This window comes from Streptomyces sp. MB09-01 (assembly GCF_033794505.1).
GTDB lineage: Bacteria > Actinomycetota > Actinomycetes > Streptomycetales > Streptomycetaceae > Streptomyces.
In genome coordinates this window covers 26398-42488 of sequence record NZ_JARAYQ010000001.1, presented here as the reverse complement: position 1 = coordinate 42488, position 16091 = coordinate 26398, and the positions used below count along the sequence as shown (strand labels likewise).

14 protein-coding genes are annotated in these 16091 nt (G+C 71.2%); 8 read left to right on the top strand and 6 right to left on the bottom strand.

The features are described 5' to 3' along the window. Positions 1-111: 111 nt before the first annotated feature. On the top strand, positions 112-780 hold the full coding sequence (locus tag PV721_RS00165) for a DUF4232 domain-containing protein (RefSeq protein WP_319720664.1): 669 nt from the start codon (positions 112-114) through the stop codon (positions 778-780). Next, positions 777-1403: an AAA family ATPase gene (locus PV721_RS00160; protein ID WP_319720727.1), complete on the top strand. Its 627-nt coding sequence runs from the start codon at positions 777-779 to the stop codon at positions 1401-1403. The genes PV721_RS00165 and PV721_RS00160 overlap by 4 nt, the downstream gene beginning before the upstream one ends. Here the strand turns inward: PV721_RS00160 and PV721_RS00155 are convergent. Next, a complete protein-coding gene (locus tag PV721_RS00155; protein WP_319720663.1) occupies positions 1298-2440 on the bottom strand; it encodes a PP2C family protein-serine/threonine phosphatase in 1143 nt (380 codons plus the stop codon). The two genes, PV721_RS00160 and PV721_RS00155, sit on opposite strands and share 106 nt — an antisense overlap. 117 nt (positions 2441-2557) lie before the next feature. Between PV721_RS00155 and PV721_RS00150 the strand changes: the two genes are divergently transcribed. Next, complete coding sequence (locus PV721_RS00150) at positions 2558-3793, top strand: GNAT family N-acetyltransferase (protein WP_319720662.1); 1236 nt, start codon at positions 2558-2560, stop codon at positions 3791-3793. A gap of 19 nt (positions 3794-3812) precedes the next feature. Here PV721_RS00150 and PV721_RS00145 read toward each other — a convergent pair whose 3' ends face one another. Together PV721_RS00145 and PV721_RS00140 are read right to left on the bottom strand one after the other, a co-directional pair. After that, entirely contained in the window at positions 3813-4619 is an 807-nt protein-coding gene (locus tag PV721_RS00145; protein ID WP_319720661.1) for an Fpg/Nei family DNA glycosylase, read from the bottom strand. 69 nt (positions 4620-4688) lie between these two features. Continuing rightward, the gene (locus PV721_RS00140; RefSeq protein WP_319720660.1) at positions 4689-5174 is read right to left on the bottom strand and encodes a ribose-5-phosphate isomerase; all 486 of its coding nucleotides are present in this window, start codon (positions 5172-5174) and stop codon (positions 4689-4691) included. Positions 5175-5393: 219 nt separating this feature from the next. On the opposite strand from PV721_RS00140, the gene PV721_RS00135 reads away from it, so the two are divergent. After that, the gene (locus PV721_RS00135; protein ID WP_319720659.1) at positions 5394-6827 is read left to right on the top strand and encodes an amino acid permease; all 1434 of its coding nucleotides are present in this window, start codon (positions 5394-5396) and stop codon (positions 6825-6827) included. 97 nt (positions 6828-6924) lie between these two features. On the opposite strand, the gene PV721_RS00130 is transcribed toward PV721_RS00135, so the two are convergent. Continuing rightward, entirely contained in the window at positions 6925-7509 is a 585-nt protein-coding gene (locus PV721_RS00130) for a biotin transporter BioY (RefSeq protein WP_319720658.1), read from the bottom strand. Between the two features lie 286 nt (positions 7510-7795). Between PV721_RS00130 and PV721_RS00125 the strand changes: the two genes are divergently transcribed. After that, positions 7796-9193, top strand: a complete 1398-nt coding sequence (locus tag PV721_RS00125) for an amino acid permease (protein WP_319720657.1) — start codon at positions 7796-7798, stop codon at positions 9191-9193. A 64-nt stretch (positions 9194-9257) separates the two neighbouring features. Here the strand turns inward: PV721_RS00125 and PV721_RS00120 are convergent, their stop codons facing one another. After that, on the bottom strand, positions 9258-10040 hold the full coding sequence (locus PV721_RS00120) for an SDR family oxidoreductase (RefSeq protein WP_319720726.1): 783 nt from the start codon (positions 10038-10040) through the stop codon (positions 9258-9260). A gap of 180 nt (positions 10041-10220) precedes the next feature. Between PV721_RS00120 and PV721_RS00115 the strand changes: the two genes are divergently transcribed. Both PV721_RS00115 and PV721_RS00110 read left to right on the top strand, forming a co-directional pair. Next, on the top strand, positions 10221-11621 hold the full coding sequence (locus tag PV721_RS00115) for an amino acid permease (RefSeq protein WP_319720656.1): 1401 nt from the start codon (positions 10221-10223) through the stop codon (positions 11619-11621). Between the two features lie 160 nt (positions 11622-11781). Then, entirely contained in the window at positions 11782-12438 is a 657-nt protein-coding gene (locus PV721_RS00110) for a superoxide dismutase (protein WP_030384709.1), read from the top strand. A 128-nt stretch (positions 12439-12566) separates the two neighbouring features. Here the strand turns inward: PV721_RS00110 and PV721_RS00105 are convergent, their stop codons facing one another. Continuing rightward, positions 12567-13211 (bottom strand): DsbA family protein, encoded by a 645-nt coding sequence (locus PV721_RS00105; protein WP_319720655.1) that lies wholly within the window; start codon positions 13209-13211, stop codon positions 12567-12569. 139 nt (positions 13212-13350) lie between these two features. Between PV721_RS00105 and pepN the strand changes: the two genes are divergently transcribed. Continuing rightward, a complete protein-coding gene (gene pepN, locus PV721_RS00100; RefSeq protein WP_319720654.1) occupies positions 13351-15906 on the top strand; it encodes an aminopeptidase N in 2556 nt (851 codons plus the stop codon). Positions 15907-16091 lie beyond the last annotated feature (185 nt).

Genomic DNA, 16091 nt, shown 5'->3' with positions numbered 1-16091 from the left:
GGCCCGCCGGGTCACGGGTGCGACCCACGTGCCGGCGGCGCGGACGGGCCGACCGGCCGGGTGGCCCGCTCCCGCCCCCGATGGCGGCACGCACCGTCGTAGGCTCGGCGGATGATCGCGAAGCGGTGGACGGGTGGCGTTGTCAGGGGCGTGGTCGTCGCGGGGGTGCTGGCGGGCGTGGCGGGGTGCAGTACGCCGCCGGCGCCGCGGGCCGCGCCGGGGCCGGCCTTCGGGCCGCGGGCCGGGTCCGCGCAGCCGGGCGCGGAACCGGACGCCACGCCGGGCACGGGGGCGCGGCCGAACCGGAACTCGCCCGCCCCGGAGGCGAAGCCGGACGAGAAGTGCCCCGAGGGCGGGGTCAGGCTCGTCGAGACGGGCGGGGACGCGGCGATGGGGCTGCGGGTGGAAGGCTTCCAGCTGGTCAACTGCGGTACGGAGCCGTATGCGCTGGAGGGCTACCCGGAGGTGTCGCTGCGGGACGGCCTCAACGATCCGCTGGAGGTCACGGTGGAGCACGGCGCGGCGGGAATCACCACGGGCGTGCCGAACATCGACGCGGCCCCGCGGCGGATGACGCTCGCGCCCGGACAGGCCGCGTCGTGGTCGGTGGTGTGGCGCAACCTCGTCACCGACGCGACGGTGCCGGCCACGACGGTGCCGGTCCTGGAGATCGCACCCCGCCCCGGAGCGCCCCGGCTGTGGCTGCGGCTGGCCCGGCCGTTCGACCTCGGGAACACCAGGAAGCTGGGGATCGGCCCGTGGACGGCGGCGGCCCGGTGATCGTCTGGCTCAACGGGCCCTTCGGGGGCGGCAAGACGCAGACGGCGTACGAGATGCACCGGCGGCTGCCGGGCAGCGTCGTGTGCGATCCCGAGCACGTCGGGTTCGGGCTGCACCGGACGCTGCCGCCCGCGCTGCGCGGCGATTTCCAGGACCTGACGGCCTGGCGCCAGGGAGTGTTCGAGGTGCTGGACCTCGCGGCGCGGCGGCGTCCGGGCGTGGTGCTGGTGCCGATGACGGTCACCGAGCCGGCCCATTTCACGCAGACCGGGGGGCGGCTGCGGGAACACGGACACGACGTACGGCATTTCGCGCTGCTGGCGCAGCGGGAGACGGTGCTGCGGCGGCTGCGCGAGCGGGGGCTGGGCCGCGGGCTGAAGCGGGAGAGTTTCGCGGTGTCCCGGCTGGACGGGTGCCTGGAGGCACTGCGCGCGCTGGAGTTCGCGCAGCACCTGGCCACCGACCGGCTGACCGTGTCCGAGGTCGCCGACCGGGTGGCCGCCTCCACGGGGCCCGGTCAGGCGGAGCGGCGGATGAGCAGCAGGGCGCGGTCGTCGTTGACGTCCTTGGCGACCTTTTCGATGAGGTGCCAGGCGGCGCCCTCCCAGCCGGAGGCGACGTAGCGGTCGGCCTCGCCGGTGAGGCGGTCGATGCCCTCGCTGATCTCGCGGTCGGAGGTCTCGACGAGGCCGTCGGTGAAGAGCATCAGGACGTCGCCGGGGCGGAGGTTCCCGCGGGCGGGGGTGAATTCGGCGCCGTCGTAGACGCCGAGCAGCGGGCCCTCGCCGGACTTCTCCTGCCAGCGGCCGGAGCCCGCGCAGAGCTGGAGGGCGGGGAGGTGGCCGGCCGAGAGGAGTTCGTAGTCGCCGGTCTCCAGGTCGAGGACGAGGTGGATGGAGGTGGCGAAGCCCTCGTCCCAGTCCTGGCGGAGCAGGTAGCCGTTGGCGGCGGGCAGGAAGCCGTGCGGGGGCAGGGCGCCGAGCAGTCCGCCGAAGGCTCCGGACAGCAGCAGGGCCCGGGAGCCGGCCTCCATGCCCTTGCCGGAGACGTCGGTCAGGACGATCTCCAGGGTGCGGCCGCCGTTGGTGCGGGCCGCGACGACGAAGTCGCCGGAGAAGGACTGGCCGCCGGCCGGGCGCAGGGCCATCTCGCGGTGCCAGCCGCGCGGCAGGGCGGGCAGTTTGCTCTGGACGCGGATCCGCTCGCGCAGGTCGAAGAGCATGGTGCCGCCGCGCCGCCAGGGAACGCCGACGCGGCTGCGGAACTGGGCGATGACCAGTCCGAAGAACCCGCAGGCGGCGACGACGAGGACGGTTCCGGGGGTGACGCGCGCCGGGCCCTGGGTGTAGGGGCCGAGCACGAGGGCCTCGACGATCAGTGCGGCCGCGGAGGCGGCGTACAGGCCGAGCAGGCTGGCGGGGCGCAGCAGCAGCCCGCCGGCCACGATCGGCAGGACGAGCGCCGAGGGCGAGAACCAGACCGGCAGCATCATCGTGCCGCAGGCGATGGCGGGCACGGTCAGGAGCAGCCCGGCGAAGGCGAGCCAGTCGGAGGCGTCGCCGCGGAAGTAGTCGACCGCGGATTTGCGCAGGGCGGTGCGGCCCCGGTGCGACAGCATGCGCATCCGGGCCATGAGGGTCTCCACGCGTGCTCCGGCCATTGCTTCGGGACCCTATCCATCCTGGCTGTGGATGCGCAGGGGTACCCCGGGACCTGGGGTCCCCGGGCGCCCGAAAACACTTCGACTCGCACGGAATGCCCTGATAGGGATGGCCGTATGGCTCTTGAGATGCGCGTATTACAGGCTGATGAGTGGGATGTCTGGTACGACCACCTGGAACTGGCGTTCGGTGGGGTGCCCGACTCCTCCGAGGAGCGGAAGCTCTACAAGTCGCTGACGGAAGCGGAACGCTCCCTCGGCGTCTGGGACGGCGCCGCGTGCGTCGGTTCGGCCGCCGCCTTCAGCTTCCGGCTCTCCGTGCCGGGCGGGGCGATCGTCCCCGCCGCCGGCGTCACGATGGTGGGCGTCTCCCCCACCCACCGCCGGCGCGGGGTGCTCAGCTCCCTGATGCGCCGGCAGCTGGACGACGTCCGGGCGGGTGGTGAACCGCTCGCCGTGCTGACGGCCTCGGATCCGGCGATCTACGGGCGGTTCGGCTACGGCACGGCGACGTACGCCCTGGAAGTGGACATGGACAAGACGCGGGTACGGCTCTCCGTGCCGCCGGGGACGGAGGAGGTGCGGCTGCGCCTCGCCGACCCGCGGGAGGCGCTGGCCGACTGCGAGCGGGTGTACGCGGCGCTGGTCCCGCGGCGGCCGGGCATGCCGGCCCGGCAGCCGGGGTGGGAGGGGCAGCCGCTGCTGGACCCGGCCGAACAGCGCTCCGGTTCGTCACCGCTGAAGTGCGTGGTCGCCGAGCGGGCGGACGGCGAGGTGGTCGGGTACGCCCGCTACCGGGTGAGGGCGGACTGGGACCGGTCCGGCTCGGACGGCAAGGTCGAGGTGAGCGACCTCGACGCGCTGGACCCGGCGGCGTGCGCGGCGCTGTGGCGCTTCCTCTTCTCGATCGACCTGACCTGGAGCGTACGGGCGTCCCGGCGGCCGGTGGACGATCCGGTGCTGCACCTGGTCACGGACATACGGAGGTCGCAGCCGCGGGTGCGGGACTCGCTGCACGTACGGCTGGTGGACCTGGCGGCGGCGCTGGAGGCGCGGACGTACGGGGCTCCCATGGACGTGGTCCTGGAGGTCGAGGACCTCTTCTGCCCGTGGAACGCGGGGCGGTGGCGGCTGTTCGCCGACGGCAAGGGCGCCGCGCGCTGCACGCGGACCGAGGAGCCGGCGGACCTGGAGCTGTCGGTCCGGGAGCTCGGGTCGGCGTACCTGGGCGGGTCGACCCTCACCTCGCTCGCCGCGGCGGGGTTCGTGCGCGAACTGCGCCCGGGCGCCCTGACGGAGGCCTCGCGCGCCTTCGCCGGGGACGTGGCCCCGTGGCTCCCGCACGGCTTCTAGTGCGGGGGCCGGGGCGGGCCTAGCGCTGCTGGCAGGCCGGGCACCAGAAGAGGTTGCGGGCGGCGAGATCGGCGGTGCGGATCTCGCTCCCGCAGATGTGGCAGGGCAGGTTCGCCCTGCGGTAGACGTACACCTCGCCGCCGTGGTCGTCCACCCGCGGCGGCCGGCCCATGACCTCGGGCAGGTGCTCGTCGCGGACGGTGTCGATGCGGTTGTTGCGCACGCCCTCGCGCATCAGCGCGGCCAGGTCCGCCCACATGGCGTCCCATTCGGCGCGGGTGAGGTCCTTGCCGAGCCGGTACGGGTCGATGCCGTGCCGGAAGAGAACCTCGGCGCGGTAGACGTTGCCGATGCCCGCGACGATCTTCTGGTCCATCAGCAGGGCGGCGATGGTGGTGCGGGACCGCGAGATCCGGGCCCAGGCCCGGTCGGGGTCGTCGTCCGGCCGCAGCGGGTCGGGGCCGAGCCGTTCGTGTATCGCCTTCTTCTCGCCCTCACCGATCAGTGCGCAGGCGGTGGGTCCGCGCAGGTCGGCGTAGTGCTCCTCGTTCAGCAGCCGCAGCCGGACCGTGTCGGTCGCGGGCGGCGCCGGCGCGGGGCCGAAGCCGAGCTTGCCGAAGAGTCCGAGGTGGATGTGGATCCAGGCGTCGCCCAGTTCGAGGAAGAGGTGCTTGCCGTGCGCCTCCGCGCCCTCCAGTGCGCGCCCGTCGAGCAGGGCCGCGCTCTCGGCGAAGCGGCCCTGGGGGCTGCTCACGCGGACCGGGCGTGCGGCGAACCGCTCGGTGTGGTCCTGGGCGAGGCGGTGGATCGTATGCCCCTCGGGCACGGCGGACTCCTGAGAAGAATGAAAACGGCCGTGCCACCCCCGGAGGGAGCGGCACGGCCGGGAGCGGGATCAGCCCTGCGGGTGGTGGGCCGGGATCGGGGGGAGCTCGCCGGTCTGCTCGTAGGCGGAGAGCATCTCGATGCGGCGGGTGTGCCGCTCCTCGTCGGAGTACGGCGTCTTCAGGAAGGCGTCGATGAAGCTGACGACCTCGTCCCGGGTGTGCATGCGGCCGCCGACGGAGATGACGTTGGCGTTGTTGTGCTCGCGGCCCAGCTCGGCGGTCTGGACGCTCCACGCGAGGATGGCGCGGATGCCCTTGACCTTGTTCGCGGCGATCTGCTCGCCGTTGCCGGAGCCGCCGATCACGATGCCGAGGCTGCCGGCGTCCGCGGCGGTCTTCTGCGCCGCGCGGAGGCAGAACGGCGGGTAGTCGTCCACCGCGTCGTAGATGTGGGGCCCACAGTCGACGGGCTCGTGGCCGTTGTTCTTGAGCCAGTCCACCAGGTGGTTCTTGAGCTCAAAGCCGGCATGGTCGGATCCGAGGTACACGCGCATGGGACGAGTGTGGCACGAAGCGGCCGGGCGGCCCGCAGGGGGTGTCGCGTAAATCACTTCTAAAGCTCAAGTAAACCCAAAGAGCCCAGATGGGACACGGCAGGACCTCGGTCCGGGGCGTTCGTCCAAACACAACGATCCGGATTGAGGTCTTCCGTCCTGCGTTCTTCTCAGGTTTGAATGCCGGGGCTCGCAACCCGAGAACCTAAGGATCCGTCCATGAGCTCCACGACGACCCTCCAGAAAGAAGGCAACCCCACCGGTAACCCCGGTGAGGGACAGCCCTCCGATGGTCTGAAGGCCGGTCTCAAGAACCGCCACCTGTCCATGATCGCCATCGGCGGCGTCATCGGCGCCGGCCTCTTCGTCGGCTCCGGTGGCGGTATCGCCAAGGCCGGTCCCGCCATCCTGATCTCCTACGCGCTGGTCGGCGCGATGGTCGTCTTCGTGATGCGGATGCTGGGCGAGATGGCCGCCGCCAGCCCGAACTCGGGCTCCTTCTCCGCCTACGCCGACCGGGCGCTCGGCCGCTGGGCCGGCTTCTCCATCGGCTGGCTCTACTGGTTCTTCTGGGTCGTCGTGCTCGCCGTGGAGGCCACCGCCGGTGCCGCCATCCTGGAGAGCTGGATCCCGGCCGTCCCGCAGTGGGGCTGGGCGCTGATCGTGATGGCGGTGCTGACCGTCACCAACCTCGGCTCGGTCGCCTCCTACGGTGAGTTCGAGTTCTGGTTCGCGGGCATCAAGGTCGTCGCCATCGGCGCCTTCGTGATCGTCGGCATGCTGGCCGTCTTCGGTCTGCTGCCGGGCTCGGACAACCCGGGCGCGGGCTTCGCGCACCTGACCGACGCGGGCGGCTTCTTCCCCAACGGCTACGGCGCGGTCCTCACCGGCGTGCTGATGGTCGTCTTCTCCTTCATGGGCAGCGAGATCGTCACCCTGGCGGCCGGCGAGTCGGAGAACCCCCGCAAGGCGGTCACCCAGGCCACCAACTCCGTCATCTGGCGGATCGGCGTCTTCTACCTCGGCTCGATCTTCATCGTGCTGACCCTGCTCCCGTGGAACGACAAGTCGATCACCGAGAAGGGCTCGTACGTCGCCGCCCTGGACTCGATCGGCATCGCGCACGCCGGCACGATCATGGAGGTCATCGTCCTGACCGCCGTGCTGTCCTGCCTGAACTCGGGCCTCTACACCGCCTCCCGCATGGCCTTCTCGCTCGGTGAGCGCGGCGACGCCCCCAAGGCGTTCGCCAAGGTCAACTCCCGCGGCGTGCCGGTGGCCGCGATCCTGGGCTCCACGGTCTTCGGCTTCGTCGCCGTCTACTTCAACTACGCCTTCAAGGACACGGTCTTCAACTTCCTGCTGAACTCCTCGGGTGCCATCGCGCTCTTCGTCTGGCTGGTGATCTGCTTCACCCAGCTGAAGATGCGCGGGATCCTCGTCCGCGAGGCCCCGGAGAAGCTGACCGTGAAGATGTGGCTCTTCCCGTGGCTGACCTGGGCCACCGCCGCACTGATCATGTTCGTGATCGGCTACATGTTCGTGGACGACGCCAACCGCGAGGTCGTCACCCTGTCCACCCTGGTGGCCGGCGTGGTCGTGCTCGTCGGCGTGGTGCTGGACTTCCGCCGCAAGCGGGCGCTGCAGGGCTGACCCCTTGGACCCGTACGTACGCCGGAGCCCGGCCCGCCAGTGATGGCGGGCCGGGCTCCGGCACGTTGTGCAGACTGCTCAGCCGGGGACCGTCCGGTCAGCCGCGGCGGCCGATCAGCTTCCAGACGGCCGGCAGGGCGCCCATGGCCAGCGCGGCCTTGAGGGCGTCGCCGATCAGGAACGGGACCAGGCCCTTCGCGACGGCGACACCGAGGGACATCCCGGTGGCGGCCATCAGGTACGGCACTCCCACCGCGTAGATCACGGCCGAGCCCAGCACCATCGCGCCGGCCATGCGCAGGACCGAGCGGTCGGCGCCGCGCCGGGCGAGGGCGCCGACGACGGTGGCGGCGAGCAGCATGCCGAGCACGTAGCCGAAGGAAGCACCGCCCGCGCCGGAGGTCCCGCCCGCGAACCACGGCACGCCGGCCATGCCGACGAGGGCGTACAGCGCCAGCGAGAGGAAGCCGCGGCGGGCACCGAACGCGGTACCGACGAGCAGCGCGGCGAAGGTCTGGCCGGTGACGGGAACCGGGGAGCCTGGAACGGGAACGGCGATCTGGGCGGCCAGCCCGGTGAGCGCGGCGCCGCCGACGACGAGCGCGATGTCGCGGACGCGGCTCGCGGGCAGCAGATCGGCGAGGACGGCGCCGGGCCGGAGGGAGACGGAGGCAGTGCTCATCGGGAGGCTCCACGGGGTGGGGGTGGCAGGACGATCACCGACGCTAGTGCGCGCCCTCCCGCTGCCCCACCGCCGCCCGAGACAAAGCGGCACTCCCTGCTTTGGTGGGGATTTCACAAACCCGATGCTTCACACCCGAGTCGGAGTGATCCTCATCACGAGGAACATCAGATAGCACGTCCGTTTTGCACGAATGACCGCTGCTCAGCCAGACTGTAGGATCCCGCCAATTCTGACGCGGGGCTCCCACCGCCGCTGGGCCCGAACGAGAGCACGAGCACCCTTCATGCGTGAGCGCCTGGAAGAAGCACCTCACCCCACGGGCGACCTGCCCGCGGAACCACTGAGCCACAGCCTCAAGCAGCGCCACCTGACCATGCTGGGCCTGGGCGGCGTGATCGGCGCCGGGCTCTTCGTCGGCTCCGGAGCCGGCATCGGCATCGCCGGTCCCGCGATCATCTGCTCCTACCTGCTCGCGGGCGTCCTCGCGATGCTCGTGATGCGGGCGCTCGGCGAGATGTCGGCCGCGATGCCCGCCTCCGGCTCCTTCTCGGTCTACGCGGAGAAGGCGCTCGGCCGCTGGGCCGGCTTCTCGGCGGGCTGGCTGTACTGGTTCCTGCTGGTCGTGGTGCTGGCCGTGGAGGCCACCGGCGCGGCGAAGATCGCGAACGGCTGGGTGCCCTCGATCGACCAGTGGGTCTGGGTGCTGCTGTTCATGGTGGTCTTCACCGTGAGCAACCTGGCCGCGGTGAAGAACTTCGGCGAGTTCGAGTTCTGGTTCGCCGCCCTCAAGGTCGGCGCGATCGTGCTCTTCCTGATCCTCGGCACCCTCGCGATCTTCGGCGTGCTCCCGGACACGGATCCGGTCGGCACGGCCAACCTCACCGGTCAGGGCGGCTTCTTCCCCGAGGGCTTCGGCGGCGTGGTCGCGGGCATGCTCGCCGTCATCTTCGCCTTCGGCGGCCTGGAGGTCGTCACCATCGCGGCCGCCGAGTCCGACGACCCGGCCCGGTCGGTGTCCCGCGCGGTGCGCAGCGCGGTGTGGCGCATCCTGTTCTTCTACGTCGGCTCGATGGTGGTCATCGTGACCCTGCTGCCGTGGGACTCGCTGGAGCCGGGTCAGAGCCCGTACGTCGCCGTCCTCGACTCCATCGGTATCCCGGCAGCCGGCCAGATCATGAACATCGTGGTGTTCGTGGCCCTGCTGTCGGCGCTCAACGCGAACCTGTACGGCTCCTCGCGCATGGTCTTCTCGCTGGCCGAGCGCGGCGAGGCGCCGAAGTCGCTGCTGAAGGTCTCGGGCGGCGGCGTGCCGCGGCGCGCGGTGTTCGCGTCGGTGGCCTTCGGCTTCGTGTCGGTGGTGCTGAACCTGCTGTGGCCGGACACGATCTTCCTCTACATGCTCAACGCGGTCGGCGCGGTGCTGCTGTTCGTGTGGGCGCTGATCGCGGTCTCCCAGCTGAAGCTGCGCCGGATCATCGAGCGGGACATGCCGGAGAGGCTGACCCTGCCGATGTGGCTGTTCCCGTACGCGACCTGGGCGGCGCTGATCGGGATGGCGGCGGTGCTGGTCCTGATGCTGTTCGACGACTCGGCCCGGCCGCAGCTGCTGTGGTCCACGGGTGCGGCGGCCCTCGTCCTCGTGGTGGCCTTCGTACGGGAGCGGCGCATCCAGAAGTCCTGACCGGCCACCGGCCCGAGGCCGTCCGAAGGCCCCCCGCGCACCCGGCGCGGGGGGCCTTCGCGCGTCAGGTGCGCAGGTACGAGGCTCCGTTGACGTCGAGCACGGTGCCCGAGCTCCAGCGCGCGGCGGGCGAGGCCAGGTGCAGCACGGCGGCGGCGACCTCCTGCGGGGTGCCGACCCGGCCGAAGGGGCTCTGCGACCGGATCCGCTCGCCCTCCTCCCCTTCCAGCGTCGCGGCGACCCGCTCGGTGGCCACGAAGCCGGGCGCCACGGAAGCCACGGCGATGCCGTGCGGGGCCAGGGAGACGGCGAGGGACTGGCCGAGTGCGTGCAGGGCCGCCTTGGTGGCGCCGTAGGCGGGGTGGTCGGGCTCGCCGCGGAACGCCCCGCGCGAGCCGATGTTGACGACGCGGCCCTCCCGCCGACCGGCGATCATGCGGCGGGCGACGCAGTGGGTGAGGTTGGCCGGGGCGAAGAGGTTCACGGCGGCCGTCTGCCGCCAGGCCTCCTGCCAGTCGGCGTACGAGGTGGTGGCCAGCGGGTGCGCGAGCATCACGGCGGCGTTGTTCACGAGGACGTCGATGCCGTCGAGCGCCTCCTCGGTCTCGGCCGCGACGGCTTCCACCCGGGCCGGGTCGGTGAGGTCGCCGCTGACGAGGACGTGGCCTCCGCCCGGCAGTTCCGCGAGGGTCCGCTCGGCGTCCGCCTGCCGGACCGTGCAGTGCACCGCCACCCGGTCGCCCCGCTCGGCGAAGGCCGTGGCGATGGCCCGACCGATGCCCCGCGAGGCCCCGGTGACGAGCACCCCCCGGCCCGTGGCTGCCAGTTCCCGTATGCCGTGGTCCATGCGTTCGTCCACCGGGTCCCCCTGTCGTCGTGTCACCGCGTCCTGTCGGCAGCGTACGGGGATGATCACGGCCGGTCATCCGGCCGTCCGCATATCGGACATCAACCATCCGAAGATCGGACAGAGGTGAGACTGGGGCACCTCATCACGTCCCCCCGCACACCGGACAGGCACACCCCAATGAGCCAGAGCACCCTGACACCCCTCGAACCGCCGCAGACCGGCGCCGGCTCCCCGCTCGGCAACGGGCTCAAGCAGCGCCACCTCTCGATGATCGCCCTCGGCGGGGTCATCGGCGCCGGGCTCTTCGTGGGCTCCGGCGCCGGCATCGCCGCCGCGGGCCCCTCGATCGTGCTCGCGTACGCCGCGTCCGGGCTGCTCGTGATGTTCGTGATGCGGATGCTCGGCGAGATGTCCGCCGCCAACCCCGCCTCCGGATCCTTCTCGGTCCACGCGGAGCGGGCGATCGGCCCCTGGGCGGGATTCACCGCCGGCTGGATGTTCTGGACGCTGCTCTGCGTGGGCGTGGCCATCGAGGGCATCGGCGCGGCGCACATCATGACGGGCTGGTTCCCGGGCACTCCCTCCTGGATGTGGGTGCTGGTCTTCATGGCGGTGTTCTGCGGCTCCAACCTGGCCGCCGTCTCGAACTTCGGCGAGTTCGAGTTCTGGTTCGCCGCCCTCAAGATCGGCGCGATCGCACTCTTCCTGGGCCTGGGCGTCCTGGCCGTCCTCGGCCTGCTGCCCGGCACCGCCTCCCCCGGTACCGCCAACCTGCTCCACGACGGCGGCCTGCTGCCCCACGGGGTGGACGGGCTGCTGGTCGGACTGCTGGCCTCGGTCGTCGCGTACGGCGGGCTGGAGACGGTGACCATCGCGGCCGCCGAGTCCGAGAACCCCGTCGCGGGCGTGGCCAAGGCCGTGCGGACCACCATGTGGCGGATCGCGATCGTCTACGTCGGCTCCATGCTGGTCATCGTCACCCTGCTGCCGTGGAACGACCCGGCGGTCACGGCGGACGGCCCGTACGCCGCCACCCTGGACCACCTGGGCATCCCGGCCGCCGGCGAGATCATGAACGTGGTCATCCTGATCGCCCTGATGTCCGCGATGAACGCCAACATCTACGGCTCCTCGCGCATGGCCTACTCCCTCGTCTCCCGCGGCCAGGGCCCCGAGGGGCTGGGCAAGGTCTCCGGCGGGGTGCCGCGCCGGGCGGTGCTCGCCTCCTGCGGCTTCGGCTTCGTCACCGTGCTGCTGTCCTACTGGTACCCGGACACCCTGTTCGCCTGGCTGCTCAACATGGTCGGCGGGGTCATCCTCGTCGTCTGGGGCTTCATCGCCGTCTCCCAGTTGATGCTGCGCCGGCGGCTGGAGCGGGAGGCCCCCGAGAAGCTCGTCGTGAAGATGTGGGGCTTCCCCCACCTCACCTGGGTGGCGCTGGCCGGGGTGGCTGGGGTCCTGGTGCTGATGGCACTGGGCGAGGACACCCGGGTCCAGGTGGTCTTCACCGGCGGACTGACCGTCGCCCTCGCGGTGACCGGATACCTCGTGCAGCGCCGCGCGGCGGCCGCGCGCTGACCCACGCTCCACCGCAGGCGGGCCCCGTGCGTGCGCACGGGGCCCGCCTGCGTTCCACAGAGGCGACCCTTACGTGTGAGTCGGAATAGATACTGCTAGCGTGCAGTTGCGCATTGATTGCAATAAGCAGTTGGCACGCTGAGGGGACCGGATAACACGCATGGCCATCTACACGCTTCCTGAACTTCCCTACGACTACGCGGCGCTGGAGCCGGTGATCAACCCGCAGATCATCGAGCTGCACCACGACAAGCACCACGCGGCCTACGTCACGGGCGCCAACAACACGCTGGAGCAGCTGGCAGAGGCGCGCGACAAGGAGAACTGGGGCGCCCTCAACGGCCTCGAGAAGAACCTCGCGTTCCACCTCTCCGGCCACATCCTGCACAGCATCTACTGGCACAACATGGCCAGCCCGAAGACCGGTGAGGGCGGCGGCGAGCCCACCGCCGCGGACGGCCTGGGCGACCTGGCCGACGCGATCACCGAGTCCTTCGGCTCCTTCGCGAAGTTCAAGAAGCAGCTGACCTTCGCCTCCTCCGCCACCCAGGGCTCCGGCTGGGGCGTGCTCGCGTACGAGCCCGTCAGCGGCCGTCTGGTCGTCGAGCAGGTCTACGACCACCAGGGCAACGTGGGCGTGGCCAGCACCCCGATCCTGGTCTTCGACGCCTGGGAGCACGCCTTCTACCTGCAGTACAAGAACCAGAAGGTGGACTTCATCGAGGCGATGTGGAACGTCGTCAACTGGCAGGACGTGTCCAGGCGCTACGCCGACGCCAAGGCGAACACCCCGCTGCTGATCCCCGCCAAGGGCTGATCGCAGCACAAGCCCGTCCGCCTCGTGATCGTCTTCTCAACCTTCACCGGCGGGCGTGTCCAGCAGAAGACCCCCGCGAGGACGTGACTCGCGGGGGTCTTCTGTGTGCAACGGTCCGGACCGACGGACTACTCGAAGGACGGGCCCTTCGTACGGGTCCGCTTGATCTCGTAGAAGCCGGGCGTGGAGGCGACGAGCAGGGTGCCGTCCCACAGCCGGGCCGCGGCGTCGCCGCGCGGGGTCGGGGTCACGACCGGGCCGAAGAAGGCGACGTCGCCCTCGGCGCCCGGAACCGAGATCACCGGAGTGCCGACCTCCTGGCCCACGCGGTCGATGCCGTCGTTGTGGGAGGCCCGCAGCACCTCGTCGTACTCGTTCGAGTCGGCGTACGCGAGCAGCTCGGCCGGCAGGCCGACCTCGGCCAGCGCCTCGGCGATCACCTCGCGGGTCGGGCCCTTCTCGTCGTTGTGGATGCGGGTGCCGAGCGCGGTGTAGAGCTTGCCGGTGATCTCCTCACCGTGCTTCTGCTGGGCCGCTATGACCACGCGGACCGGAGCCCAGCCCTTGGGGCCGAGCAGCTCGCGGTAGGTCTCGGGCAGCTCGTCGAGCTTGTTCTCGTTCAGGACGGCGAGGCTCATCACGTGCCAGCGGACCTCGACGTCGCGGACCTTCTCGACCTCGACCATCCAACGGGACGTCATCCAGGCCCAAGGGCAGAGCGGGTCGAACCAGAAATCGACCGGGGTCTTCTCGCGCACCTGGGTCTCGGTCATGTCTCTCCTCGGTCTCGTCTCAGTCGAAAAAAGGGCATCACTGGCGCATGTTCTCCGTGGCCAACCAGTACGCCGTCGCACGCATTCCCCTCGTGCGAGGATTCGACTCAAGAACGCGATCACGCACGAAGGAGTGCACGTGCCCGGTGAGAATCTGTCCCGCGACGAGGCCCGCGAGCGGGCCGAACTGCTGTCCGTCGACGGGTACGAGGTGGTCCTCGACATCAGGTCCGCGGTGGACGAGGCCGAACCGGCCGAGGGCCCCCGGACCTTCCGTTCGGTGACGACGATCCGCTTCCGGGCCGCGGGCACCGGCGGCTCCACCTTCGCGGACCTGATCGCCCCCTCGGTGAACGCCGTGACCCTGAACGGGCGGGCGCTGGACGTGGCCGCCGTCTTCGACGGCGCACGGATCACCCTGGACGGCCTGGACGCCGAGAACGTCCTGGTGGTCGACGCGAACTGCGCGTACAGCCGGACCGGCGAGGGCCTGCACCGCTTCGTGGACCCGGAGGACGGCGAGGTCTACCTCTACACCCAGTACGAGCCGGCCGATGCGCGGCGGGTGTACGCGAACTTCGAGCAGCCGGACCTGAAGGCGCCGTACCGCTTCGAGGTGACCGCCCCCGAGGGCTGGCAGGTGTGGAGCAACGGCGCGGAGGAGTCGCGCGAGGGCGGGGTCTGGCGGTTCGCCGAGACCCGGCCGATCTCCACGTACATCACGTGCGTGGTGGCGGGCCCCTACCACTACGTCACGGACACCTACACGCGCGGGGACCTGACCATCCCGCTGGGCGCGATGTGCCGCAAGGGCCTGGCGAAGCACTTCGACGCGGACGACGTCTTCCTGGTCACCAAGCAGGGCTTCGACCTCTTCCACGAGATCTTCGACTACCCGTACCCCTTCGGGAAGTACGACCAGGCCTTCGTGCCGGAGTACAACCTGGGCGCGATGGAGAACCCGGGGATGGTGACCTTCCGGGAGGAGTACATCTTCCGCGGCAAGGTCACGCAGGCCTCGTACGAGCGGCGCGCGAACGTCATCCTCCACGAGATGGCGCACATGTGGTTCGGCGACCTCGTCACCATGAAGTGGTGGGACGACCTGTGGCTGAAGGAGTCCTTCGCGGACTTCATGGGCTCCTTCGGGCTCGTCGAGGCCACCCGCTTCGACCAGGCGTGGGTCACCTTCGCCAACAACCGCAAGGCGTGGGCCTACCGCGCCGACCAGCTGCCGTCCACGCACCCGATCACGGCCGACATCCGTGACCTGGAGGACGCGAAGCTGAACTTCGACGGCATCACCTACGCCAAGGGCGCGGCGGTGCTGAAGCAGCTCGTGGCGTACGTGGGCCGGGAGGCGTTCCTGGAGGGCGCGCGGCGCTACTTCAAGGCCAACGCGTACGGGAACACCACCCTGGACGACCTGCTGTCGGTGCTCGCGGAGGTCTCCGGGCGGGACATGGCCGAGTGGTCGCGGGCCTGGCTGCAGACGGCCGGCGTGAACGTGCTCACCCCGGCGGTGACGTACGACGCCAGCGGGCGCGTCACGGAGCTGGCGGTCGTCCAGGAGGGCGAGGAGCTGCGGCCGCACCGGGTCGCGGTGGGCCTCTACCGGCTGGAGTCCGACGGGACCCTGGTCCGTTACGCGCGGGCCGGAGCGGACGTGTCGGGCGCGCGCACCGTGGTCGCGGAGCTGGCGGGCGCCGAGCGGCCCGACCTGGTCCTGGTCAACGACGAGGACCTCACCTACTGCAAGATCCGCTTCGACGAGGGCTCGCTGGCCACGCTGCGAGCCCACCTGGGCGACCTGACGGACCCCCTCGCCCGGGCCCTGAGCTGGTCGGCGCTGTGGAACCTGACGCGGGACGGCCTGATGCCGGCGCGCGACTTCGTCTCGCTGGTCCTGGCGCACGCGGGCCGGGAGACGGACGTCGGCGTCCTGCAGATGCTGCACGCGCAGGCCCTGAGCTCGGTCACCCACTACGCGGCACCGGACTGGCGCGAGCAGGGCGGCCGGGACCTCGCGGCGGGCGCGCTGCACGAACTGCGGCTGGCGGCGCCGGGGTCGGAGCACCAGCTGACCTGGGCCCGCTTCTTCGCGGCGAGCGCGGCGACGGAGGGCGACTTCCAGCTGCTGCTGGGGCTGCTGGAGGGCTCCGCGCGGATCGACGGGCTGGACGTGGACCAGGAGCTGCGCTGGGACTTCCTGCTGCCGCTGGCCGCGCACGGGGCGGTGGACGAGGCCGTGCTCACCGCCGAACTGGCGCGGGACGACACGGCGTCGGGCAAGCGGCACCAGGTGCGGTGCCTGGCGGCGCGGCCGTCGGAGGCCGTGAAGGACCAGGCGTGGGCGGCGGTCGTCGAATCGGACGCGCTGTCCAACGCGCTGGTGGAGGCGACGATCGCCGGCATGCAGCAGTCCTCGCAGCGGGGCCTGCTGGCGCCTTACGCGGGGCGCTACTTCGAGGTGATCGAGCGGGTGTGGGCGGACCGGTCGATCCAGATCGCGATGGATGTGGTGAAGGGCCTGTTCCCGTCGCTGCAGAGCGACGAGGCCACGCTGGAGGCCACCGACGCGTGGCTCGCCGCGCACGCCGGTGCGGCTCCGGCCCTGCGCCGCCTGGTGCTGGAGTCCCGCGACGACCTGGCTCGGGCCCTTGCCGCGCAGCGGTGCGACGCGACGGCGGGCTGATCTGAGACCGGGCTCCGCCCGGACCCGGTCCTCACACGCCGGACGGGCTGGAAGATTCAGCCCCGCCGGCGTTTGAGATGGGTCTGGGGCGGAGCCCCCGGGCTGCGACGGCGCACCCCATCGGCAGTCGAACGCCCGTACTTTAGCCCCAGCTTGTCCGGATTTGTCGACGGGCGTGTAACAGG